20 protein-coding genes are annotated in these 21,164 nt (G+C 69.9%); 12 read left to right on the top strand and 8 right to left on the bottom strand.

Translation table 11 applies throughout. The features are described 5' to 3' along the window. The first annotated feature begins 25 nt into the window (after nucleotides 1-25). The 3 genes from rplA (at nucleotide 26) to ACLIME_RS10540 (ending at nucleotide 3,573) form a co-directional block, all read left to right on the top strand. Nucleotides 26-715 (top strand): 50S ribosomal protein L1, encoded by a 690-nt coding sequence (rplA, locus tag ACLIME_RS10550; RefSeq protein WP_079706704.1) that lies wholly within the window; start codon nucleotides 26-28, stop codon nucleotides 713-715. A gap of 79 nt (nucleotides 716-794) precedes the next feature. After that, nucleotides 795-1,346: a GNAT family N-acetyltransferase gene (locus tag ACLIME_RS10545; protein ID WP_411556878.1), complete on the top strand. Its 552-nt coding sequence runs from the start codon at nucleotides 795-797 to the stop codon at nucleotides 1,344-1,346. Nucleotides 1,347-1,521: 175 nt separating this feature from the next. Then, a complete protein-coding gene (locus tag ACLIME_RS10540; protein ID WP_411556877.1) occupies nucleotides 1,522-3,573 on the top strand; it encodes a hypothetical protein in 2,052 nt (683 codons plus the stop codon). A 50-nt stretch (nucleotides 3,574-3,623) separates the two neighbouring features. Here the strand turns inward: ACLIME_RS10540 and ACLIME_RS10535 are convergent, their stop codons facing one another. After that, a complete protein-coding gene (locus ACLIME_RS10535; protein ID WP_124770005.1) occupies nucleotides 3,624-4,580 on the bottom strand; it encodes an NADP-dependent oxidoreductase in 957 nt (318 codons plus the stop codon). A gap of 301 nt (nucleotides 4,581-4,881) precedes the next feature. Here ACLIME_RS10535 and ACLIME_RS10530 point away from each other — a divergent pair, with 301 nt between their 5' ends. Further along, nucleotides 4,882-5,511 carry a Pr6Pr family membrane protein gene (locus tag ACLIME_RS10530; protein WP_159879921.1) on the top strand — a complete coding sequence of 210 codons (630 nt, stop codon included), beginning with the start codon at nucleotides 4,882-4,884 and terminating at the stop codon, nucleotides 5,509-5,511. Further along, nucleotides 5,508-6,281 carry a DUF998 domain-containing protein gene (locus tag ACLIME_RS10525; RefSeq protein ID WP_411556876.1) on the top strand — a complete coding sequence of 258 codons (774 nt, stop codon included), beginning with the start codon at nucleotides 5,508-5,510 and terminating at the stop codon, nucleotides 6,279-6,281. Before ACLIME_RS10530 ends, ACLIME_RS10525 begins: the two co-directional genes overlap by 4 nt. Here the strand turns inward: ACLIME_RS10525 and ACLIME_RS10520 are convergent. Both ACLIME_RS10520 and ACLIME_RS10515 read right to left on the bottom strand, forming a co-directional pair. Next, nucleotides 6,248-7,474, bottom strand: coding sequence for an ROK family transcriptional regulator (locus tag ACLIME_RS10520; protein WP_411556875.1), 1,227 nt, complete (start codon nucleotides 7,472-7,474; stop codon nucleotides 6,248-6,250). The genes ACLIME_RS10525 and ACLIME_RS10520 overlap by 34 nt on opposite strands. Nucleotides 7,475-7,516: 42 nt before the next feature. Next, a complete protein-coding gene (locus ACLIME_RS10515) occupies nucleotides 7,517-8,179 on the bottom strand; it encodes a YqaJ viral recombinase family protein (protein ID WP_124767348.1) in 663 nt (220 codons plus the stop codon). Between the two features lie 154 nt (nucleotides 8,180-8,333). Here ACLIME_RS10515 and ACLIME_RS10510 point away from each other — a divergent pair, with 154 nt between their 5' ends. Genes ACLIME_RS10510 through ACLIME_RS10495 form a run of 4 tightly spaced genes read left to right on the top strand, consistent with a single transcriptional unit; the run spans nucleotide 8,334 to nucleotide 12,332 of the window. Beyond that, nucleotides 8,334-9,080 carry a sugar phosphate isomerase/epimerase family protein gene (locus ACLIME_RS10510; RefSeq protein ID WP_079706711.1) on the top strand — a complete coding sequence of 249 codons (747 nt, stop codon included), beginning with the start codon at nucleotides 8,334-8,336 and terminating at the stop codon, nucleotides 9,078-9,080. Beyond that, a complete protein-coding gene (locus ACLIME_RS10505) occupies nucleotides 9,077-10,186 on the top strand; it encodes a Gfo/Idh/MocA family protein (protein WP_079706712.1) in 1,110 nt (369 codons plus the stop codon). The genes ACLIME_RS10510 and ACLIME_RS10505 overlap by 4 nt, the downstream gene beginning before the upstream one ends. Further along, the gene (locus tag ACLIME_RS10500) at nucleotides 10,183-11,301 is read left to right on the top strand and encodes a Gfo/Idh/MocA family protein (RefSeq protein WP_411556874.1); all 1,119 of its coding nucleotides are present in this window, start codon (nucleotides 10,183-10,185) and stop codon (nucleotides 11,299-11,301) included. Before ACLIME_RS10505 ends, ACLIME_RS10500 begins: the two co-directional genes overlap by 4 nt. Beyond that, nucleotides 11,298-12,332, top strand: coding sequence for a sugar phosphate isomerase/epimerase family protein (locus tag ACLIME_RS10495; protein ID WP_191941759.1), 1,035 nt, complete (start codon nucleotides 11,298-11,300; stop codon nucleotides 12,330-12,332). Before ACLIME_RS10500 ends, ACLIME_RS10495 begins: the two co-directional genes overlap by 4 nt. 96 nt (nucleotides 12,333-12,428) lie before the next feature. Here ACLIME_RS10495 and ACLIME_RS10490 read toward each other — a convergent pair whose 3' ends face one another. Next, entirely contained in the window at nucleotides 12,429-12,689 is a 261-nt protein-coding gene (locus ACLIME_RS10490) for a hypothetical protein (RefSeq protein WP_064294542.1), read from the bottom strand. A 109-nt stretch (nucleotides 12,690-12,798) separates the two neighbouring features. On the opposite strand from ACLIME_RS10490, the gene ACLIME_RS10485 reads away from it, so the two are divergent. Then, nucleotides 12,799-13,638 carry an NAD-dependent epimerase/dehydratase family protein gene (locus tag ACLIME_RS10485; RefSeq protein ID WP_124767346.1) on the top strand — a complete coding sequence of 280 codons (840 nt, stop codon included), beginning with the start codon at nucleotides 12,799-12,801 and terminating at the stop codon, nucleotides 13,636-13,638. 75 nt (nucleotides 13,639-13,713) lie between these two features. Here ACLIME_RS10485 and ACLIME_RS10480 read toward each other — a convergent pair whose 3' ends face one another. The 4 genes from ACLIME_RS10480 to ACLIME_RS10465 all read right to left on the bottom strand — a co-directional run bounded on the left by ACLIME_RS10480 (nucleotide 13,714) and on the right by ACLIME_RS10465 (nucleotide 18,565). Continuing rightward, nucleotides 13,714-14,205, bottom strand: coding sequence for a MarR family winged helix-turn-helix transcriptional regulator (locus ACLIME_RS10480; protein ID WP_159879906.1), 492 nt, complete (start codon nucleotides 14,203-14,205; stop codon nucleotides 13,714-13,716). A gap of 17 nt (nucleotides 14,206-14,222) precedes the next feature. After that, entirely contained in the window at nucleotides 14,223-15,974 is a 1,752-nt protein-coding gene (locus tag ACLIME_RS10475) for an MDR family MFS transporter (RefSeq protein ID WP_411556873.1), read from the bottom strand. Between the two features lie 297 nt (nucleotides 15,975-16,271). Further along, nucleotides 16,272-16,952 carry an ABC transporter ATP-binding protein gene (locus tag ACLIME_RS10470; protein WP_411556872.1) on the bottom strand — a complete coding sequence of 227 codons (681 nt, stop codon included), beginning with the start codon at nucleotides 16,950-16,952 and terminating at the stop codon, nucleotides 16,272-16,274. Between the two features lie 89 nt (nucleotides 16,953-17,041). Then, the gene (locus ACLIME_RS10465) at nucleotides 17,042-18,565 is read right to left on the bottom strand and encodes an ABC transporter permease (RefSeq protein WP_411556871.1); all 1,524 of its coding nucleotides are present in this window, start codon (nucleotides 18,563-18,565) and stop codon (nucleotides 17,042-17,044) included. Nucleotides 18,566-18,800: 235 nt separating this feature from the next. On the opposite strand from ACLIME_RS10465, the gene ACLIME_RS10460 reads away from it, so the two are divergent. After that, the gene (locus ACLIME_RS10460; RefSeq protein WP_079003251.1) at nucleotides 18,801-19,559 is read left to right on the top strand and encodes a response regulator transcription factor; all 759 of its coding nucleotides are present in this window, start codon (nucleotides 18,801-18,803) and stop codon (nucleotides 19,557-19,559) included. Next, nucleotides 19,556-21,151, top strand: coding sequence for a sensor histidine kinase (locus ACLIME_RS10455; RefSeq protein WP_411556870.1), 1,596 nt, complete (start codon nucleotides 19,556-19,558; stop codon nucleotides 21,149-21,151). Before ACLIME_RS10460 ends, ACLIME_RS10455 begins: the two co-directional genes overlap by 4 nt. Nucleotides 21,152-21,164: the final 13 nt, after the last annotated feature.

Below are 21,164 nucleotides of genomic sequence, written 5' to 3'. Positions count from 1 at the left end.
CCACATTTCTCATAGGAGAACACACATGGCACAGAAGTCGAAGGCCTACCGGGCCGCAGCCGAGAAGATCGAGGCTGACAAGTTCTACACCCCGAACGAGGCCGTCGCCCTCGCCAAGGAGACCGGTTCCGCCAAGTTCAACAGCACCGTCGAGGTCGCCCTCAAGCTCGGTGTCGACCCGCGCAAGGCGGACCAGATGGTCCGCGGCACGGTCATCCTCCCGCACGGCACGGGCAAGACCGCCCGCGTCATCGTCTTCGCGACGGGCCCGGCAGCAGAGGCCGCGATCGCGGCCGGTGCTGACGAGGTCGGCGGCGACGAGCTCATCGCGAAGGTCGCCGAGGGCTACACCTCGTTCGATTCCGCGGTCTCCACCCCGGAGCTCATGGGTAAGGTCGGTCGTCTCGGTAAGGTCCTCGGTCCCCGTGGCCTCATGCCGAACCCCAAGACCGGCACCGTGACGCCGGACGTGGCCAAGGCCGTGTCCGACATCAAGGGCGGCAAGATCGAGTTCCGCGTCGACAAGCACTCCAACGTGCACTTCGTCGTCGGCAAGGCCTCGTTCGACGCATCGCAGCTCGAGGAGAACATCAACACCGCGCTCGAGGAGATCCTCCGCCTCAAGCCGTCCTCCTCGAAGGGCCGTTACATCCAGAAGGGCGCCGTGTCGACCACGTTCGGCCCCGGCATCCCGCTGGACGTCAACTCCATCTAGTCTCACCAGTACGAAGGCCCGGTCGCGTCACGCGACCGGGCCTTCGTCGTCCGGAGGGGTGGCGTCGTACGATGCAGGGATGGTCTCCACCCGCACTGCTCAGGCCGACGACGCCGCCACCCTCGCCACGCTCGCCGCAGCGACCTTCGCCCTCGCCTGCCCGCCCGGCACTGCGCAGGAGCACATCGACGCGTTCATCGCCGAGCACTTCACCCTCGACCGATTCACCGGCTACCTGGCAGATCCCGGACGCGCGCTCCGGCTCCTCGTCGACGACGATGACGGCACGGCCATCGGCTACACGATGCTCGTCTTCGGTGATCCGATCGACCCCGACGTGCTCGCCGCAGTCACGCACCGCCCGACAGCGGAACTCAGCAAGCTGTACGTGCTCCCCGCGAGCCACGGTGCCGGCGCAGCGCGCACGCTCATGGAGGCGACGCTCGACGACGCCCGTTCCCGAGGCGTCACGTCGGTGTGGCTCGGGGTGAACCAGCAGAACGCCAGGGCGATCCGGTTCTACGGCAAGAGCGGCTTCGAGGTGGTGGGGACGAAGACGTTCCTGGTCGGGCCCGAGCGGCACGACGACTTCGTGATGGAGCGGATGTCGGAACGGGGCCCGATCGGCTAGCCCTGGCAGGCCTCGGTAGGAGTGCGGACCAGCAAGCTGTTCGACTGATATGTTTGTGGACGACATGAGCGGCGCTCGGTGAGCTGCGCCCTCGATCCTCCCAAGCACGTCTCCCTCCTGGTGGAGGCCGAGGCGGCGCGGGCCGACAGGCCCGATCACGAAAGGACGCCCCTCCATGAAGCCCCACACAGCCCTCTCGATGGTCGTCCTGACGGCCGTCGCCGCCACAGCACTGGTGTCCGGTCCGGCATCGGCCGCGCCCGTCGGTCAGGCCGGATCGGACGCGGAGACGTCGGTGACGGCCACGCAGCCGCGGTTGCGCGGCAAGTTCGTGACCGATCCGGCGTGGTCCACCGGATTCCACGGCTGGGCGCCGCGGGGGTCCTCGCAGTGGCTCACCCACCCGCAGTCGATCGGCACCGGCGGGCCCTACGGGTTGTCGTATGGCGCGGCCCTGGCCGCTGCGGCGACCGCGACCTTCCCCGCCGTCGGCACCAGCGGAAGGATCGAGATCAACGGCCAGTGCCTCACCACGGACCGGGGCGGCACGAGGACCGATCTCGTGCGCGTGGCGAGCTGCTCCTCGGCGAGCACGCAGTACACGCTGGCCGCCGACGGGTTCCTCACCGATCCGTCCGGGCGGCGCCTGAACGTCCTCGGGGTCGGCACGAAGGACATGCAACTCGGATTCGGGCCGAACAACGACGCAGACGTCAGCAAGCTGGTGATGAGCCAGCTGGTTCCGGACCTGTCGCCGTCGGCCTCCGTGCCGACCCCGTCGCTCCGGCAGGGCGAATCGGTCCAGGTCCAGGCGACCTTCAACACCGATGCGGGCGGTCAACGGATCGACATCGTGCCGCCGCTCGGTACCAGGATCACCGCCGTGGCGAACCCGGCATTCGCGCTCGACGGCACCGGTGCCGGCGGCACCCTGCCGATCGGCACCACCGCCGTCACCTTCACCCTCACTGCCGAAGCCGACGCGCGGCTCGGCCTGGCCACCGGCGGGAGCGTCAGCTGGTCCACGAACCGGGTGAAGCTCGCGGACTTCACGGCGAACGTCCTCGCGGCACCCATCGCGCCTGGTGTCACCATCCCGAACGTCACCGTACGACAGGGGGACGCCGTCGAGGTCCCCGTCGCCTTCACCGAATCGGTGTCCGGATCCGCGGAGATCGTCGTCCCGGCCGGGCTCAAGCCCACCGGCGATGCGCCGGCCGGATTCACCTGGTACCCCGCGAGCAACAGCTACCGGGGCACGATCACGGCCGCGAACCGATCGTTCACCCTGGCGCTGACCGCGAACGCCGATGCCGCCGTCGGCGTGTTCGACGGCGCCGTGCGCGCCACAGGGATCGACCAGGTGTGGACCGCGACGATCGAGGCCGGTGCGCCGGTTCCCGACGCCCCGGTCGTCCTGCTCTCGCCGGCGACCGGTGGGGTCCTCGAGCCCGGCGCCCCGGTGTTCTCCGGGACCGGTCAGCCCGGCGCACTGATCCAGGTCTACGGAGCTTGGGGTTCGCTCCTGGGTGAGACCCGCGTGGAGACGGACGCCACCTGGACGCTCACCTGGAACAAGGCGCTGACGCCCGGGACCTACTCGGGCGGTTCGGTCCGGCAGTACCTCGACGGCAAGCCGTTCACGAGCGTCCCGTACGACTTCCGAGTTGACTGGCGGGTGGCGCCCCTCGTCGTGACCTCCCCGTCGGTCGGGGCGATCGTCTTGGAGACCAACCCCGTGTTCACGGGCACCGCGCAGCCGGGTGCGGCGATCGAGATCCGCGGTGCGTCGGGAGACCTCCTGGGCGCCGTCGACCGCGTCGCCGACGACGGTCGATGGACCATCACCTGGAACAAGACCCTGCTGCCCGCACGGTACGTCGGCGGCACAGTCCGGCAGTTCGTGGACGGGGAGCAGACCCACTCCGTCGTCTACGACTTCACCGTCGTCGTCCCACGCCTCGAGGTGGTGTCGCCCGCGCTCGGCGGCACCATCGCCGGAACCCGGCCGGTGTTCTCCGGCCGCGCGAACCCCGGCGCCCTGATCCAGATCCGCGGGGCCTGGGGCACGGACCTCGGGAGCGTCACGGCCGGACCTCAGGGCGACTGGAGCATCACCTGGCCGTCGGACTACCTGCCTGCTCGGTACTCGGGTGGCACGGTGACGGAAGCCGTGGGTGGCACGGTGGTCAGGACACTGCCCTACGACTTCACCCTCGTCCGCTGAGCGTCGGCTGGCGGCGCCGTAGCGGCCTGGTCACCCGACGGCCTCGGTCGTCAGCCGTCGGCGACCTTGAGGACGATCTTGCCGCGTGAGTGACCGCCCTCGAGGAGCACGTGGGCCTGCCGGACGGCGTCGAGGTCGAACACCTGGTCGACGAACACCCGGACGTCCCCGGACTCCAGCAGTCGACTGATGGTGTCGAGTGTGGCGCCGTCGGGGGCCACGGTGAACCGCGTCGCGCGGACGCCTGCGGCCCGGGCCTCCTCCTCGAGCGTCGGCCAGGAACCGGTCGGCGCGTTGATGATGAGCCCGCCAGGGCGGAGGACCCGCAGGGAACGCGACCCCGTGTCGTCCACGGTGTTGCCCACGAGGTCGATCACGACGTCGACCTGGTCGACGACGTCCTCGAACCGGTGCAACTCGTGGTCGACCGCCTGATGGGCGCCGAGTTCGCGCAGCCAACCGACGTTGCGACCGGAGCCGGTGGCGATCACCCGCGCGCCGAAGTAGGTGGCGAACTGCACGGCGAAGTGCCCGACACCGCCGCTCCCGGCGTGGATGAGGATGCGCTGTCCCTCGTGCGCCTTCGCGACGTCGACGACCATGCCCCACGCGGTCAGCGCGGCGAGAGGGACCCCGGCGGCCTCGACGTGTGACAGCGTCGTCGGCTTCCGCGTCAGGCTCAGGGAGGACACCGCGACGTACTCGGCGTAACTGCCGCCCGTCCGCGGGAAGCTCGTCATGCCGTAGACCTCGTCACCGGGCAGGAGGCCGGCGGCAGCGAAGGGCGACTCGACGACGATGCCGCTGAAGTCGTACCCGAGGACGGCCGGCATCGCCGTGATGGCAGAGGAGACGCCCCGGCCCGCGCGGGTCTTGGCGTCGACCGGGTTCACGCCGGCCGCGACGACCTTCACGAGGAACTCCGCCATGACCGGACGCGGTGTCGGTACGGTCTCCATCCGGAGGACCTCAGGGCTGCCGACGGCGTCGATCACCGCGGCTCGCATGGTCTCCGGTGCCGGCTTCACCGCGTCCGCGGTTGTCGCCAGAGACCAGGAGTGTCCGACTCCTTGACGCATCGAGTACTCCTTCGTCGTTCATCCCCCGAAAGCTCCACCCGGCGGAGGTCGGCTCGGCGACGAGTCTCGCTCCGGTGCGTGGTCCGGCTCTGTTCTCATCAAAGCCGTCGAATGAGTCGGCGCTGTTACGGGGGTGTCAATTGGCTGGAAACGATTCCCTCTCTTCGGGGGACACGGCGGCCCGGCTGTCGCCCGATCCTCGGGCGCGTGCTTCCGATACAGTGGCGCAATGCGCGCACTGTTCGGAGTCATCAGGATCATCGCGGGTGGGGTGATCATCGCCGCCATCGTCGGCCAGTTCGTCTACACCCTGTCCTTCGGTGATGCGCCCGACGACTTCTTCGTCAACTTCTTCAGCTACTTCACGATCCTGTCGAACGCGCTGAGTGCGATCGTCCTGTTGGTCGGCGCCGGGTTCTGCTTCCGGCTGCGACGCGATCCGGCCTGGTACAACCTGGTCCTCGGCTGCGTCGTGACCTACATGGCGACCACCGGCGTCGTCTACAACCTGCTGCTGCGCGGCATCGCTCTCGACCAGGGGCACACTCTCGGTTGGTCGAACGAGGTGTTGCACCTCATCGCACCGATCTACCTGGTGCTCGTCTGGATCGTGACGCCCGGCAAGTCCCGCCTGGAATGGCGTCAGGTGTGGGCGATCATCGCGTTCCCCCTCGTCTGGACCGTCTACACGATGATCCGCGGATCGATCGTCGGCTGGTACCCGTACCCGTTCCTCAACCCGGCGCAGCCCGGCGGCTGGGGAGCCGTCGTCGTCTACATGATCGCCATCGCCGGGTTCATCGGCCTGATGGGCTGCGCCGTCATCGCGTTGAGCCGGACGAGGCTCATCCGCGGATGACGGGGGCCACCTCAGACCAGCGGGTCTCTCGCCCGTCGGCCGTCCGTCGGCGCCGATCCGTCGCCCTCGGGTTCGCGAGCATCGGTGGCGTGCTCGTCGTGGTCGCCACGATCATGATCTGGGCCGCACGACTCAGCCTCGGCAAGAACAGCTACGTGAGCGGCCTCGGTGCCACCGGCGAGGTGACGGCGCCGGTCTTCAACGCGGCACTGCTCATGGTCGCGGTCGGTGGTCTCAGCATCGCTGTGGCGCTGCAGCGAGTCGTCCCGTCCCGCGAGCCCGGTCAGCGCCGCACGAGGGTTGGACTGCTGCTCATCCCCTGGCTGCTCGTGGGCCTGTCGAGCCTGTGCTTCCTCGTGGCGTCCCGGGTGACGTGCACCTACGAGTGCCCGATCCCGTCGAATCCGCTGTTCACGCTCCAGGACGCGGTGCACATCTCCTTCGCCGTGCTGGGCTTCGCCCTCGCCTGCCTGGCGATGATCGGGTCGGCCCTCGGGTCCCGGCTGCGCGCCATCCGGCGGCTGTCCTGGTTCGCCGGGTCCGCCGTCGCGGTGGTCGCGGGGCTCGGTGGCCTGCTCTCGCTCGCCGAGATCGGGCAGCAGGTGGGCAGTTGGTTGGAGTTCGCGGCGATGACCATCGCCCTGTTCTGGCTCGTCGGGTACGGCCTGGCGGAGGTCCTCGCCGTCGCGAAGACGGATGACGTCGGACGGCCTGGTTCCGCAGCGGAGGACGCGCGTCAGGTCGACGCGGCGTCGAGCGCCCGGGGCTGAGTCATCGCGTCGATCGCCGGTGCGGACAGGGCGTCGCGCAGCACCATGATCGCCGCTCCCAACACCCCGGCCTCCTCGCCGGCCGTCGAGGTGACGATGCCGAGGTGTCCGGTGGCGAGCGGCATCGACCGGCGGTAGACCACCTCGCGGACACCGGTGAGGAGATGTTCACCCGCCCGGGTCATCGTCCCGCCGAGCACGATCACCGAGGGGTTCAGGAGGTTCACCACGACGCTGAGCACCTCACCGATCTCCCGGCCGGCCTGCCGCGTGGTCTCGATGGCCATACGGTCGCCCGCGCGGATGAGTGCTGCGACGTCGCGACTGCTGACGGCGTCGATCCCGCGGGCGCGGAGCTCGGTCGCGATCGCCGGCCCGCTCGCGATGGCCTCGAGGTCGCGCTCGTCGTCCGCAGCGCGTGGGGAGTCTCGGCCGACGGGGACCTGGACGTGCCCGATGTCGCCGGCCGCACCGAGTGCCCCGCGCTGCAGCTCGCCACCCGCGATGATGCCGGCACCGATACCCGTGGACACCTTCACGTAGACGAGGTCGTCGGTGTCCGGCCAGGAGATCGCGTGCTCGCCGAGCGCGAGGACGTTGACGTCGTTGTCGACGAGGACCGGGACGTCGATGGTCCGACGGATGTAGGCGGGGACGTCGAAACGGTCCCAGCCCGGCATGATCGGCGGGTTCGTCGGCCGTCCGGTCGAGTGCTCGACCGGCCCCGGGAGGCCGATCCCGATCCCGATGACCGGGGGAGCGACCGGCTGGGGTGTGGCCCAGGTCTGCGGAGCGGCCAGCAGGGCCGACGCCGCTTCGACCACCCAGTCGAGGACGGGCTCGGGTCCTGCGGCGATCTGCAGCTCCGCGCGGCTCGTCGCGAGGATCGCGCCGGCCAGGTCGGTGACGGCCACCGTCCCGTGCGTCGCCCCCAGGTCGACGGCGACGACGACGCGCGCGAGCGGGTTGAATGCGATCCGTGCGGGCGGCCGACCACCCGAGGAGGCTGCCTCTCCAGCGGGACGGAGCAGGTCTGCGGCCACGAGGGCGTCGATCCGGAGGGAGACGGTGGAGCGGGCCAGGCCGGTCAGGGCGCACAACTCCGACTTCGTGCGTGCCTCACCGCCGCGGAAGAGTTGGAAGAGGTCGCCGGCGCCCGGTGCTCCGGGGGAGGGGCGTAGCGGCTCGGTCATGGCGACAGTCAACCACCTCGGCCGACTTCTGTCGACTTGTCGTCAGAAGTCGGCGCTCAGCAGTGGTTCCCGGAGCTGCCGAGTGACGGGCGCAGGCTCCGGGAGGACCGGGCGCCGGGCGGCTGGATTGGTGCGGTGGTACAGCTCGTCGATGAGTGCGTTCGCAAGGCCCACAAGCTTCGCGATCTCGACGTCATCCCGCTCGACCCATCGACAGAGCGGTTCGTCGTCGATGGGGACGAAGTCCTTATGCTCCTCCCAGACGACGAGCGTCCGCTCCGCGCCGATCACGTACTGCTGCCACCACACCTGACGCAGGTAGTTGCGGGGGATCGAGCGCCAGGACTTCGTCGTGGTCTTGATCTCCGCGAGCACGACGGCCCCGCGCTCGGTCACGGCGATGCCGTCGGGGGTGGCGAGGTGGCGATGTTCGACCTCAGCCCGGAAGAGCGCCGACGAGGGGTTGATCCCGTGTGTCGCGGCGACCCACCGGGCGATCTCCGGCTCGCGGGCGCGACCGTGGTCGGTGAAGGCGTTGCCGGAGAAGCCCGTCCCGCCGAGCTTCGCGTCGGCCGCCCGCTGGATCGAGGCCGGGGTCGAGAGGGTGGCGACGTCGGTCGCGGTGATCCCGCGCGAACGAGCCCGCAACCACGAGATGCGGTCGCTGGAGTCAGCGACGATCCGGGAGAGCAGAGCTGAGTTCACCTCTCCATTGTCCCCCACGCTTCCGACTCCTGCGGTATTCGTCGCCGGGGGAGCGGCGACCGGTGGGAGACTTTTGTTTGACCACCGACAGAAGTGTGGTTAGCCTGGATCTCGCAGCAGCGGCTGCCTGACACCATCATCATTGAGGAGCATCGTGTCGACTTCCCAACTCTCTGTCCAGCTCTACTCGGTACGGGAGCCGCTCACCGCGGATCGTGCCGCAGCGCTGCAGCGCCTGACCGAGATCGGTTTCCGCCAGGCCGAGCCGTTCGGCTTCGGTCCCGGCGTCAGTCTGCAGGACATCCACGATGCCGGCCTCGCCACCCCGAGCGCGCACGGCAAGGTCATCGCCGACGACATCGACCTGTCGGCGGCCTTCGGCGCGGCGGCGGAGCAGGGCGTGCAGGTCCTCATCGACCCAGCCATCGCCGAAGAGCGCTTCGCCACCGCCGAGACGGTCGCATCGATCGCCGACGAGCTGAACGCCGCGGCGGCGGTCGCCGCCGGTCACGGGGTCCAGGTGGGCTACCACAACCACTGGTGGGAGCTCGAGGGCGACGTCGCGGGTACCAGCCCGCTCGAGCACCTCGCCGCGCTCACCGACCCGGCCGTCGTGTTCGAGGTCGACACCTACTGGGTCGAGGTCGGCGGACGCCGCGCGGTCGACGTCCTCGGTGCGATCGGCGATCGTGTGCGCTTCATCCACGTCAAGGACGGCGACGCCTCCCGCGACACGCTGAAGCAGCTGCCCGCGGGCGCCGGGGTCGTCCCGGTGCTCGACATCCTCGCCGCGGCACCGCAGGCCCTCCGCGTCGTCGAGTTCGACGCGTTCGACGGCGACATCTTCCAGGGGCTCGAGCAGAGCTTCACGTACCTCACCACGAACGGAGTCCAGGCATGAGCAACAGCACCGGAACGGTCGGTGTCGGCCTCATCGGCGCCGGCGTCATCAGCGACCAGTACCTCAGCAATATGGTCACCTTCCCCGACCTCGACGTCCGGTTCGTCGCGGACCTCGACCTCGAGCGGGCGAAGACGCAGGCCGAGAAGTACGGGGTGCCCGGCCACGGCTCGGTCGCCGAACTCCTGGCCGACCCCGAGATCGAGATCGTCGTCAACCTGACCATCCCGAAGGTCCACGTCGAGGTCGCCATGCAGATCCTCGACGCCGGCAAGCACGTGTGGAGCGAGAAGCCCTTCGCGCTCGACCGTGAGAGCGGGCAGGCCCTGCTGGCCGCCGCGACGGAGAAGGGGCTCCGCGTCGCCACGGCTCCGGACACCTTCCTCGGCGCCGGCATCCAGTCCGCCCGTCGACTCGTGGAGGCCGGTGGCATCGGCCAGCCCCTCACCGCGCTGACCCTCATGCAGAGCCCCGGCCCGGAGTCGTGGCACCCGAACCCCGACTTCCTGTTCCAGGACGGCGCCGGTCCGCTCTTCGACATCGGCCCGTACTACATCACGGCGCTCGTGCAGCTGTTCGGTCCGATTGCCCGTGTCACCGCGCTGGCCTCGCAGGCCTTCCCGCAGCGGACGATCGGATCCGGCCCGCGCGCCGGTCAGTCGTTCGACGTGACGGTGCCGACGCACGTGAGCGCCCTCTTCGAGTTCGAGAGCGGGCAGCTCGCGCAGAGCGTCTTCAGCTTCGACTCCAAGCTCGGCCGCACGCAGTTCGAGGTCGCCGGCTCGACCGGCACGCTCGTCGTCCCCGACCCGAACACCTTCGAGGGCGACCTGCTCGTCTACGGCGGTGGCGAGGAGCCCGAGTCGATCCCGTCGACCGGTCCGACGCAGGGCCGCGGAACCGGGGTGGTCGAGCTCGCCCAGGCGATCCGCGCCGGTCGTCCCGAGCGCGCCTCCGGTGAGCTCGCGTACCACGTGCTCGACGTCATGGTCTCGACGGCCGAGTCGGGTCTCAGCCGCACTTCGGTCGACGTCGTCAGCACCGTGGAGCTCGCTCCCGCGCTGCCCGAGTCGTGGACGCCGGCGGACGGCACCTTCGGAGCATGACCGTGGCCGGCCCCGGTATCGCGGTGGTGGGCGGTGGCTTCATGGCCACCGTCCACAGCCGGGCGGCCCGCGCTGCGGGTGCCCGGCTGGTCGGTGTCGTCGCCTCGACGCCCGAGCGCTCGCGGGAGGTCGCCGCGAACCTCGGGTTCGAGCGCGGGTACGGCTCGCTCGACGAGCTGCTGGCCGACCCCTCGGTCGACGTGGTACACGTCTGCACGCCGAACGCGCTCCACGCCGAGCAGGCACTCGCGGCCATCGCGGCGGGCAAGCACGTCGTCTGTGAGAAACCCCTCGCGACCGACGCCGCGACCGCCGAGCGTCTCGTCGCCGCCGCGGCCGAGGCCGGTGTCGTCGGCACGGTGCCGTTCGTGTACCGCTTCCACCCGCTCGTCCGGGAGGCCAGGGCGCGTGTCGCCGCCGGTGACCTCGGGACCCTGCTCACCATCAGCGGGTCCTACCTCCAGGACTGGTTGCTCGCGCAGGCCGACGACAACTGGCGGGTCGACTCGGCGGCCGGTGGCCGCTCGCGCGCCTTCGCCGACATCGGTTCGCACCTCGTCGACCTCCTCGAGTTCATCACCGGCGCGCGCATCACGGAGCTCAGTTCGACGGTCCGCACCTTCTTCGCCGAGCGCGCGAACACTCCGGAGGTCACGACCGAGGACGCGGCCGCGGTCGTGATCCGGCTCGAGGGCGGCGCCATCGGCACGCTGCTCGTCTCGCAGGTCACGCCCGGTCGGAAGAACCGGCTGCACCTCGAGGTCGCCGGGACGGAGCTCAGCATCGGCTTCGATCAGGAAGCGCCGGAGACGCTCTGGCTCGGCCGTCGGTCGGGGACGCAGGTGCTGCCGCGCGACGCCGACCAGCTGCACCCGGACGCCGCACGCCTGTCCATCGTCCCCTCGGGGCACCCGATGGGCTACCAGGACGCCTTCAACGCGTTCGTGGCCGACAGCTACGCGGCGATGGCCGGGCAGTCGCCGGACGGCTTGCCCGTCTTCGCCGACGGCCTCCGCACCGCGCGCATCACCGAGGCCGTCCTCGACGCGGCCGAAACCGGCCGCTGGGAAGCGATCGCCACCTCCACCGACGACGAGCAGAGGATCACCGCATGACCGACACCACCGACAAGCAGTACGCCAGCCGCCTCCCGGTGACCCTGTTCACCGGACAGTGGGCGGATCTCCCCTTCGAAGAGGTCGCCCGCCTCGCCGCCTCCTGGGGCTACGACGGCCTCGAGATCGCGGCCTCGGGCGACCACCTCGACCTGAAGCGCGCGGATGAGGACGACGCCTACCTGCAGTCCCGCCTCGACATCCTCGACCGGCACGGCCTCGAGGTCTTCGCGATCTCGAACCACCTCACCGGCCAGGCCGTGTGCGACGACCCGATCGACTTCCGCCACCAGGCGATCGTGCGCGACTACACCTGGGGCGACGGCGAAGCGGAGGGGGTGCGCCAGCGGGCGGCCGAGGACATGAAGCGGTCCGCACGGGTCGCGCGCAAGCTCGGCGTCGACACGGTCGTCGGCTTCACGGGGTCGAAGATCTGGCAGTACTCCGCGATGTTCCCGCCGGTGCCGGCCTCCGTCATCGACGCCGGGTACGAGGACTTCGCGACCCGCTGGAACCCCATCCTCGACGTCTTCGACGCCGAAGGTGTCCGCTTCGCACACGAGGTGCACCCGTCCGAGATCGCGTACGACTACTGGACGAGTGTCCGGACCCTCGAGGCGATCGACCACCGCCCGGCGTTCGGCTTCAACTGGGACCCGTCGCACATGATGTGGCAGGGTGTCGACCCGGTCGGGTTCATCGTCGAGTTCGCGAACCGGATCTACCACGTCGACTGCAAGGACACCCGGATCCGGCCGGCGACCGGTCACGCCGGCATCGTCGGCTCGCACCTGCCCTGGGGCGACCCGCGACGCGGCTGGGACTTCGTGTCGACCGGTCACGGCGACGTGCCGTGGGAGGACGCCTTCCGTGCCCTCTCGAGCATCGGCTACGCCGGGCCGATCTCGATCGAGTGGGAGGACGCCGGCATGGACCGCCTGCACGGAGCCGAGGAGGCCGTCGGATACATCCGGAACCTGCTCTGGAAGCTGCCCGAGCAGTCCTTCGACGCGGCGTTCAGCACCCAGTAGCCCCGGACCCTGAACTGCTTCTCCGGTCCCTGAGCTGCTTCTCCGGTCCCTGAGCTGCCTCTTCGGTCCCTGAGCTTGTCGAAGGGCGGTCGCCGGTTACAGCGCCTTCGCCGCCGCGACCAGCACCTGGTTGAGCGTCGGTGCGCCCGTCGCACGGAACACCTCGGTGCCGTCGTCGGCCGTGATGATGACGGTCGGGGTGGAGCGGATGCCGTCGGCCTCCGCCTCCGCCGAACGGAAGGCGACGTCGCGCTCCTCGACGACGGCACCGGCCACGAGCGCCGGGACCTCGGCCAGGACGGCGCGGGCCTGCATGCAGGGGGCGCAGAACGCGGAGGTGTACAGGGTGAGCTTCACGTCTCGTCCAACGCGAGCCGGCGGTCGACCATTCCGCTTCGGTCGCCCGATCCTGGGGGAGTTGTCAATCGTCCACGCGATCGCGGGTTGATGGACCAGGATGGGCGTCATGAGAATCGCAGTGACGGGAGGCTCGGGCAAGCTCGGGCGAACAGTGGTCGGCCATCTTCGGGAGCACGGTCACCTGGTGATCAACCTCGACCAGGCGGGAGAGCGCGGTGACGGTTTCGTCCGCATCGACCTGCGTGACGCTGGCCAGGTGTTCGACGCCCTCACCGGCGTCGACGAGCAGGCGCCGGACGGGTTCGACGCGGTCGTCCACCTGAGCGCCATCCCCGCGCCGGGGCTCTCGACGAACACGGCGACCTTCCAGAACAACATCCTCAGCACCTACAACGTGTTCAACGCCGCCATCAAGGCCGGCATCACGAACATCGTCACGGCGTCGAGCGAGACCGTCCTCGGGCTGCCGTTCGACACCCCGCCGCCCTACATCCCCGTCGACGAGGCCTACGCGGCGCGACCCGAGTCGACGTACTCGCTCTCGAAGCACCTCGAGGAACAGCTGGCGATCGAACTCACGCGGTGGCACCCCGAGCTCAAGATCATCGCCCTCCGCTTCTCCAACGTGATGGACGAGGCCGACTACGCGGCGTTCCCGTCGTTCGACGCCGACGCCACCCTCCGCAAGTGGAACCTCTGGGGCTACATCGACGGCCGTGACGGCGCGCAGGCCGTGCGGCTCGCGCTCGAGCACCAGGCCACCGGGTTCGACCGGTTCATCATCGCTGCGGCCGACACGGTCATGTCGCGCGACAACGTCGAGCTCGTCGCGGAGGTCTTCCCGGACGTGCCCGTCAACGGCGACATCGCCGGCAACGGGACGCTGCTCTCGATCGACCACGCCCGCGAGGTCCTCGGGTACGACCCGAAGCACAGCTGGCGCTGACCCGTTCTCAGGAGTTCCTCGGCGCGTCGCTCGCTCGCGAGCACGGCGCTCCGGGGGACTCCTGAGAAAGGGACTTCAGAGGGTGTCGTTGAGCTTCGCGAGCAGTTCGGCGAGCCGCCGCACCTCGGCCTCGTCCCAGGACGAGAGCTGCTGGTAGAGCATCGCCTGGTCGCTCGCCTTCGTCGACTCCATCCGGCGTTTGCCCTCGGCCGTCGCGACGACGAGGCTGGCTCGACCATCCTCGGGGTCCGGGGTCCTCGTGACGAGGCCGAGCTCCTCCAGCTGGTGGATGAGGCGGCTCACCGCGCTCTTGTCCGTCGCGAGCATCTCGGCCAGGGCACCGGCGCGGATCGCTCCAGAGCGCGAGACCATGCTGAGCAGCTTGTAGCCGGCCGGCTGGAGTCCGGGGGAGATCCGCTCGGCCCGGTCGCGGATGCCGTTGCGGATGCGGTTGATGAGCAGCGCGAACTGCTCCTCCACGGCACCGATCGCGAGGTCGTGCGCGGTGCCGGCCGCTGCGTCGTCGGCAGCGGCCGGCCCGGCCTGGGCGTCGTGATCGATGGACATCGTTCGCATTGTACGGACTAGCGGCCGTGGCGGGGGCTGTGTGCCTCGGCCTCGATGCCGCTGTCGGCGGTCTCGTCCCGTCCTCGCTCGAGTCGGGTGTCCGCCTCGCCACCGATCATGGCCTCGGCCACGTCGAGCGCACCGGTCGCGAACGACTGGGTCGACGTGGACGCGGTGGCCGTCGTGACGGAACCGGTGGTCGCGCCGACGAGGGCCGGCTCCCCGGCGCCCTGCTCGGCCATGCGCTGCACGGCGTTCTTCGAACCGAGCTTCTTGTTCGGCAGGAAGATCACGGCGATGATCGTCAGGATCGCGAGTGGTGCGGCGACGAGGAAGATGTCGGCGACCGCGTCACCGTAGACGGATTCGATGATGGTCCGCACCGACTCGGGCAGCGTGCTCACCTTGGGGATCGTGCCGCTCGAGAGCGTCTCGGCGATCTTGGCGCCGGGAGCACCGAGGGCGACGATGGCCGCCTGCAGGTCGTCCTGTCGGTCGGAGAGCATGTCGGTGACCTTCGTCGCGAGCACGGAGCCCATGACCGAGACGCCGATCGTGCCGCCGAGGCTGCGGAAGAACGCGACACCCGCGCTCGCCGTCCCCAGCTGCTGCGGCAGGACGTCGTTCTGGACCACGAGCACGAGGTTCTGCATGACCATGCCGACACCGGCGCCGAGGACGAACATGTACACGGAGACGAGCAGGTAGTTCGAGTCGTAGTGGATCGTGCTCATGAGGAACAGGCCGACGGTGAGGAGGATCGAGCCGACGATGAGGTACGGCTTCCAGTGGCCGAAGCGGGAGATGAACTGCCCGACCACGATGGAGGCGATCAGGAGGCCGCCGATCATCGGGAGCGTCAGCAGGCCCGACTCCGTCGGTGTCGCCCCACGCGCCAGCTGCATGTACTGGCTGAGGAACACCGAGGTGCCGAACATCGCCACACCCACCGAGATGCTCGCGATGACCGCGAGGGTGAAGGTGCGGTTCTTGAACAGCGACATCGGGATGATCGGCTCGTCGACCTTGATCTCGACGATGACCGCGGCGGCGAGCAGGAGGACGGAGATGCCCACCATGACGAGCGTCGTGAAGCTCGCCCACTCGAACTGCGTCCCGGCCAGGGTGACCCAGATGAGCAGCAGCGAGACACCGCCGGCGATCAGGGCTGCGCCCAGGTAGTCGATCTTGACCTTGCCGACGTTCCGCTTCGGGAGGTGGAGCGTGCGCTGCAGGAGGAAGATCGCTGCGATCGCGAAGGGGACGCCGACGAAGAAGTTCCAGCGCCAGCCGAGCGAGTCGGTGAGGAGTCCGCCGAAGAGCGGGCCGCCGACCGTGCCGACCGCCATCACCGCGCCGAAGAGGCCCATGTAGCGGCCACGCTCACGCGGGCTGATGATGTCGGCCATGATGATCTGGCTGAGCGCCGTGAGACCACCGGCGCCGAGGCCCTGCAGGACGCGGAAGCCGATGAGCGTGCCGGTGTCCTGGGAGAAGCCCGCGAGCGCCGAGCCGAGGACGAAGATCCCGAGCGCCAGCTGGATGAGCAGCTTGCGGTTGAACAGGTCGGCGAACTTGCCCCAGATGGGCGTCGAGACGGTGGTGGCGAGCAACGTGGCCGTGACGACCCAGGTGAATGCCGTCTGGTCGCCGTTCAGGTCGGAGATGATCCGGGGGAGGGAGGTCGAGACGACGGTTCCGGCGAGGATCGACACGAACATGCCGAGGAGGAGGCCGGAGAGGGCCTCGAGCACCTGGCGATGCGTCATGCCGTTGTCCGCGCGAGCGGGCGTGGCTGGTGAAGAAGTGGTGTGTGACATGGGCTCCGCGATCGTGATGACGTCAGCTAGTTGATATGCGTCAACTATATGAGAAGTAGTTGATCAGTGTCAACCAATCACGACGGCGGGGTATTCCCGTGGCCCTTCGACAGGCTCAGGGACCGGGGACCGGCGGCGCGGGGACCGGGGAGGGGCGCGTCGGGGAGCGGACGAGTGGCTCGCGGTCCGGTCAGGGGTGGCTCGGGGAGCGGATGGAGCCGCTCCCCGAGCCTGCCGAGTGGCCGATCAGCGCCGAGTCGTGACGTCCTTGAGCTTCCCGTTCGCGATGTGGAGACGACGCTCGGCGCGCTTGGCGACCGCGGTGTCGTGCGTCACCACGATGACCGTGAGCCCGCGGTCGCGCCACAGGCCCTCGAGGAGGTCCATGATCTCGTCGCGGGTCTCCTCGTCGAGGTTGCCGGTCGGTTCGTCGGCGAGCAGCACCTCGGGCTCTTTGACGAGCGCACGGGCGATCGCCACCCGCTGCTGCTGCCCGCCGGACAACTCGGCGGGGAGGTGCGAACCCCGCTCGGAGAGTCCGACGGACGCGAGCGCCGCCCGAGCCCTGGTCTCGCGTTCGGCCCGAGGGGTGCCGATCGGGACCAGGGCCATCTCGACGTTCTCCTGTGCCGTCAGCGTCGGGATGAGGTTGAACCCCTGGAACACGAAGCCGATCTCCGTGGCGCGGATCCTGCCGAGCTTCGTCTCGCTGAGCGTCGAGAGGTCGTCGCCGGCGAGGGAGATGCTGCCGGCGGTCGGTCGGTCCAGCGCGCCGAGCATCTGGAGGAGCGTCGACTTGCCGCCGCCGGTCGGACCTTGGATGGCGACGAGCTGTCCGTCGGGGATGTCGAGGTCGACGCCGTCGAGCGCCGTGACCGAGCGCTTCGCCTGGCGGTACTGCTTGGTGAGGCCGGTGATCGTGTACATGGGGTCCTTCGTTCTGCTGGTCGGAGTGAGAAGTGGGACCGCCGGGTGGTGCAGGAGAGACGACCACCCGGCGGCGTCTGGTGCGTCGCCTAGGCGACGGAGCGGAGCGCCTCGGCCGGACGCAGCCGTGAGGCGCGCCACCCGCCGATGGCACCCGCGAGCAGCCCGCCGATGACGGCGATCCCGACGGCGATGACGATGATCCACGCGGTCACGGGAGCCTGGAGGACGATGTCGGTGGTGGTCGCGGCCGCAGCGCCCGGGGCGCCGCCGAACCCACCGGCCGTTCCCGCCGCCGCGTCCGCCGGCATGCCCGCGGCGCCGCCGGGTCCGCCGAGTCCGCCACCGGCCGAGGTCGTCGCCGCCGCGCTGAGCGTCGGGGCGACGAGGTTCACGACGAGGATGCCGACGAGGCCGACCGCGACACCGACGGCGCCGCCGATGAGTGACTGCACGACGGACTCACCCGCGACCTGGCCGACGATGCGCCGGTCGCTCCAGCCGATCGCCTTGAGCGTGCCGAACTCGCGGGTGCGGCGCGTGACGCCGGAGATCGTGAACAGGATCGCGATGAGGAACGCGGCTGCGAGCACGATGAGCGACAGCCAGGTGCCGAGGTTGGACACGAGCGTCGACGCCGAGGCGAGCGAGCCGGACACGGTGGACGCGAGGTCCTCCTGGGTGCTCACGGTCGCGTCGGGCAGTGCCGTCTCGATGTCCGTCTGCACCTGCGTGATGTCGGTCGACGAGGCGGCCTGCACGTACACGTCGCTGACCTGGTCGTCGAGTCCGGCGAGCGTCTGCGCGACGTCGAGGGGGATGTAGACGTTCGAGGCGGTCGTGGCGTCGGCTCCGGAGGCGGTCACCGTGCCGACCACGCTGAACGTGGTGCCCACGATGTCGATTGTGTCGCCGGTGGCGATCCCCGCCTCCGTCGCGTAGGAGGCGTCGAGGACGGCGACGTCCGTGCCCGCGTCGTCGGCTGCGAGCGAGCGTCCGTCGCTGAGGGTGACGGCCGAGAGCGGACCGACGGCGTCGCCCGAGGGGTCGAGACCGAGGACCGTGAAGGAGTCGACGCCGAAGGAGCTCCCGCCTGCGCCGTCCGGACCACCCTGCGGCGGGGTCGCGCCGGTCGCGTCATCGCCGGGCACGCCTGCCGTCCCATCGGATCCCTGCGCCTGGGAGAAGTCGGGCAGCTCGCCCGTGAAGGTCGTGTTCGTGAGCGACAGGGTGGCTGCGGCGGCTTCGACGTTGGCGACGTCGGTGATCGTGCCGAGCGCCGTCGCGTCGAAGGTCGACGTGCCGCGCGCCGCCTCGAGCCGCGACTGGTTGACGGTCGTCGTGCCGTCGCTCGTCGATCCGTCGCCCGAGCCGAAGTCGAAGTTCTGGCCGGGGCCACCGCCCTCCGTCGGCGCTTCGGCGGCTTGACTGACGGTGATGTCCGTTCCGACCCCGTAGACGGATTCCAGCACCGACGCCTGCGCCGTCTTCACGCCGGCTGCGACCGAGTTGACGATGATCACGAGGGCGATGGCGAGCGCCATCCCGATGGCGATGATGATGGTCTGTTTCCGACGACCGACGAGTTCCCGCCGGAGATAGGTTCCGAACATGTCTGAGTTTCCTTCTGCTCTGGTGCACGTGCCGGCGTCCCCGTTGCGGGACGCCGACGATCCGCACGTCGCGGATGACTTGGACCGGACGCTACGGAGGCCCGCTTGGCCTGCGCCTCGGCGACGCTATGAATCGGCCCAGGCCGCTGATGGCGTCTCGCCGGCTCGGGGAGGGCACAGCATCCGTCAGGTCGGTTCATAGACAGCTCATAGGGCGGCGGCGAATACTGAAGCCGTGAACATCCCGACCCAGGCGCCCGGTGCCGCGCGAAGCGCACTCAAACGGGCCGACGGCACCGCCGTCCGCGTGCTCGTCGTCGACGACGAGGCGACGCTCACGGACCTCCTGCAGATGGCCCTGCGCTACGAAGGCTGGGAGATCCGGACCGCCGCCGACGGCCGCGAGGCCCTCACGATCGCCCGCGACTTCCGCCCGGACGCCATCGTGCTCGACATCATGCTGCCGGACCTGGACGGCCTGCAGGTGCTGAACCGCCTGCGGACCTCGGGGAGCGACGTCCCCGTCCTGTTCCTCACCGCCAAGGACTCGCTCGACGACCGCATCGCGGGCCTCACCGCCGGCGGCGACGACTACGTGACCAAGCCCTTCAGCCTCGAGGAGGTCGTCGCCCGGCTGCGCGGGCTCATCCGCCGCTCGACCCTGCTGGCCGCCGACGAGTCCGGCCCGGACATCGTGGTCGGCGACCTCGTGCTGAACGAGGACAGCCACGAGGTGACGCGCGACGGCGAGCCCATCGAACTCACCGCGACCGAGTTCGAGTTGCTGCGGTTCCTCATGCGGAACCCGCGCCGGGTGCTGAGCAAGGCCCAGATCCTCGACCGGGTGTGGAGCTACGACTTCGGCGGTCGTGCGAGCGTCGTCGAGATCTACATCTCCTACCTGCGGAAGAAGATCGACGCCGGGCGCGAGCCCATGATCCACACCGTGCGCGGCGCCGGCTACATGTTGAAGATCCCGACGGTCGGTTCGTGACCACGAGCGCCCCCGTCACCGACCCGGCAGCGACGACCACCGAATCCACCCACCCCAAGCGCGCTCCGTGGACGCTCCGTCGACGCCTCATGGTCGTCGTCGTCGGGCTCCTCGCCCTCGGCAGCGCCGTCGTCGGAGTCGCGAGCGCGGTGGCGGTGAGCGGCCTCCTCACCGAGGGCGTCGACAACCAGCTCACGAAGGCCGCCGAGCGGATCGTCGACTACGGTCGCAACGGTCAACTCCCCACGCCGGAGTCCATCCCCGACGCCGCGATCCCGGACGGCTACGGCGGTGGCTCGGGCACGCGCGAGCCGCCCGCCTTCATCGGCGCTCCGGGCCTCGGCCCCGGCGCACTCGGGGCGATCGTCGTCGACGGCACCATCGTCAGCGCCGGATACCTCAACGCCGACGGCAGCACGGTCCCGTGCACCGAGAGTCAGGACGCCATGATCCTCACGGTGTCGGCCGGTGACCGACCGTCGACCATCAACCTCGGGGAGCACCTCGGTGACTACCGCGTCGTCGCCGTCACCGACGCGAGCGGCGCGACGAGGATCATCGGGCTGCCGCTCGCCGAGGTCGCGTCGACGGTCATGCAGCTCGTCACCCTCATCGCGATCATGAGCGTCGTGGTCCTGCTGCTCGCCGGGCTGGCGGCGTTCGCGATCGTGCGGTACTCGCTCCGCCCACTCGACCGGGTCGTCGCGACGGCCGCGGTCGTCGCCGAGCTGCCCCTCGACCGCGGTGAGGTGGCGCTCGCCGTCCGGGTACCGGAGTCGGACACCGACCCGCGCACCGAGGTCGGACGCGTCGGATCGGCGATCAACCGCATGCTCGGGCACGTCTCGTCCGCGCTGAACGCCCGGCAGGCGAGCGAGAACAAGGTGCGCCGGTTCGTCTCGGACGCGAGCCACGAGCTCCGGACCCCGCTGGCGTCCATCGCCGGATACTCGGAACTCGCCGCCCGGAAGTCGGACGCGCTGCCGGAGGACGTCACCCACTCCCTCGGCCGGATCCGCTCCGAGGCCGGTCGCATGACCACGATCGTCGAGGACCTGCTGCTGCTGGCGCGGTTGGACGAGGGACGCGAACTCGCGAAGCGCCCCGTCGACCTCACCGAACTCGTCATCCACACCGTCGGCGACGCCCATGTCGCCGGGCCGGACCACGTGTTCGAACTGGACTTCCCCGAGGATCCCGTCCTCGTCACGGGTGATGCGTCCCGACTGCAACAGGTGATCGTCAACCTACTCGCCAACGCGCGGACCCACACGCCCGCCGGGACGACCGTGCGGACGGGGCTGGCGGTCGAGAGCGGTCCTGCGGGCGAGATCGCCGTGCTGACCGTTTCGGACGACGGCCCCGGCATCGACCCCGCGCTGCAGCCCAACCTCTTCGAGCGCTTCGTCCGTGGCGACGACTCCCGCTCACGGGCCACCGGGAGCACCGGCCTCGGGCTCGCGATCGTGCACGCCGTCGTGGCCGCGCACCACGGCACGGTCAGGTGCGAGAGCACACCAGGACGGACGGTGTTCCGCGTCGAGCTGCCGGCCGTCGCCACCCCGGACGTCCTCGTCCCGACGGCGGAGTGATCCGTGAGGCCGG

Source organism: Plantibacter sp. MPB07 (genome assembly GCF_046619465.1).
Lineage (GTDB): Bacteria > Actinomycetota > Actinomycetes > Actinomycetales > Microbacteriaceae > Plantibacter > Plantibacter auratus.
The sequence above is the reverse complement of the archived record's forward strand: the minus strand, read 5'-3'. Positions and strand labels throughout refer to the sequence as shown.

Bases quoted from the DNA above. Each gene is read 5' to 3' on its own strand.
- rplA (WP_079706704.1), top strand. From the start codon at position 26: ATGGCACAGAAGTCGAAGGCCTACCGGGCCGCAGCCGAGAAGATCGAG.
- ACLIME_RS10545 (WP_411556878.1), top strand. From the start codon at position 795: ATGGTCTCCACCCGCACTGCTCAGGCCGACGACGCCGCCACCCTCGCC.
- ACLIME_RS10540 (WP_411556877.1), top strand. From the start codon at position 1,522: ATGAAGCCCCACACAGCCCTCTCGATGGTCGTCCTGACGGCCGTCGCC.
- ACLIME_RS10535 (WP_124770005.1), bottom strand. From the start codon at position 4,580: ATGCGAGCCGCGGTGATCGACGCCGTCGGCAGCCCTGAGGTCCTCCGG.
- ACLIME_RS10530 (WP_159879921.1), top strand. From the start codon at position 4,882: ATGCGCGCACTGTTCGGAGTCATCAGGATCATCGCGGGTGGGGTGATC.
- ACLIME_RS10525 (WP_411556876.1), top strand. From the start codon at position 5,508: ATGACGGGGGCCACCTCAGACCAGCGGGTCTCTCGCCCGTCGGCCGTC.
- ACLIME_RS10520 (WP_411556875.1), bottom strand. From the start codon at position 7,474: ATGACCGAGCCGCTACGCCCCTCCCCCGGAGCACCGGGCGCCGGCGAC.
- ACLIME_RS10505 (WP_079706712.1), top strand. From the start codon at position 9,077: ATGAGCAACAGCACCGGAACGGTCGGTGTCGGCCTCATCGGCGCCGGC.
- ACLIME_RS10500 (WP_411556874.1), top strand. From the start codon at position 10,183: ATGACCGTGGCCGGCCCCGGTATCGCGGTGGTGGGCGGTGGCTTCATG.
- ACLIME_RS10495 (WP_191941759.1), top strand. From the start codon at position 11,298: ATGACCGACACCACCGACAAGCAGTACGCCAGCCGCCTCCCGGTGACC.
- ACLIME_RS10485 (WP_124767346.1), top strand. From the start codon at position 12,799: ATGAGAATCGCAGTGACGGGAGGCTCGGGCAAGCTCGGGCGAACAGTG.
- ACLIME_RS10480 (WP_159879906.1), bottom strand. From the start codon at position 14,205: ATGTCCATCGATCACGACGCCCAGGCCGGGCCGGCCGCTGCCGACGAC.
- ACLIME_RS10475 (WP_411556873.1), bottom strand. From the start codon at position 15,974: ATGACGCATCGCCAGGTGCTCGAGGCCCTCTCCGGCCTCCTCCTCGGC.
- ACLIME_RS10470 (WP_411556872.1), bottom strand. From the start codon at position 16,952: ATGTACACGATCACCGGCCTCACCAAGCAGTACCGCCAGGCGAAGCGC.
- ACLIME_RS10465 (WP_411556871.1), bottom strand. From the start codon at position 18,565: ATGTTCGGAACCTATCTCCGGCGGGAACTCGTCGGTCGTCGGAAACAG.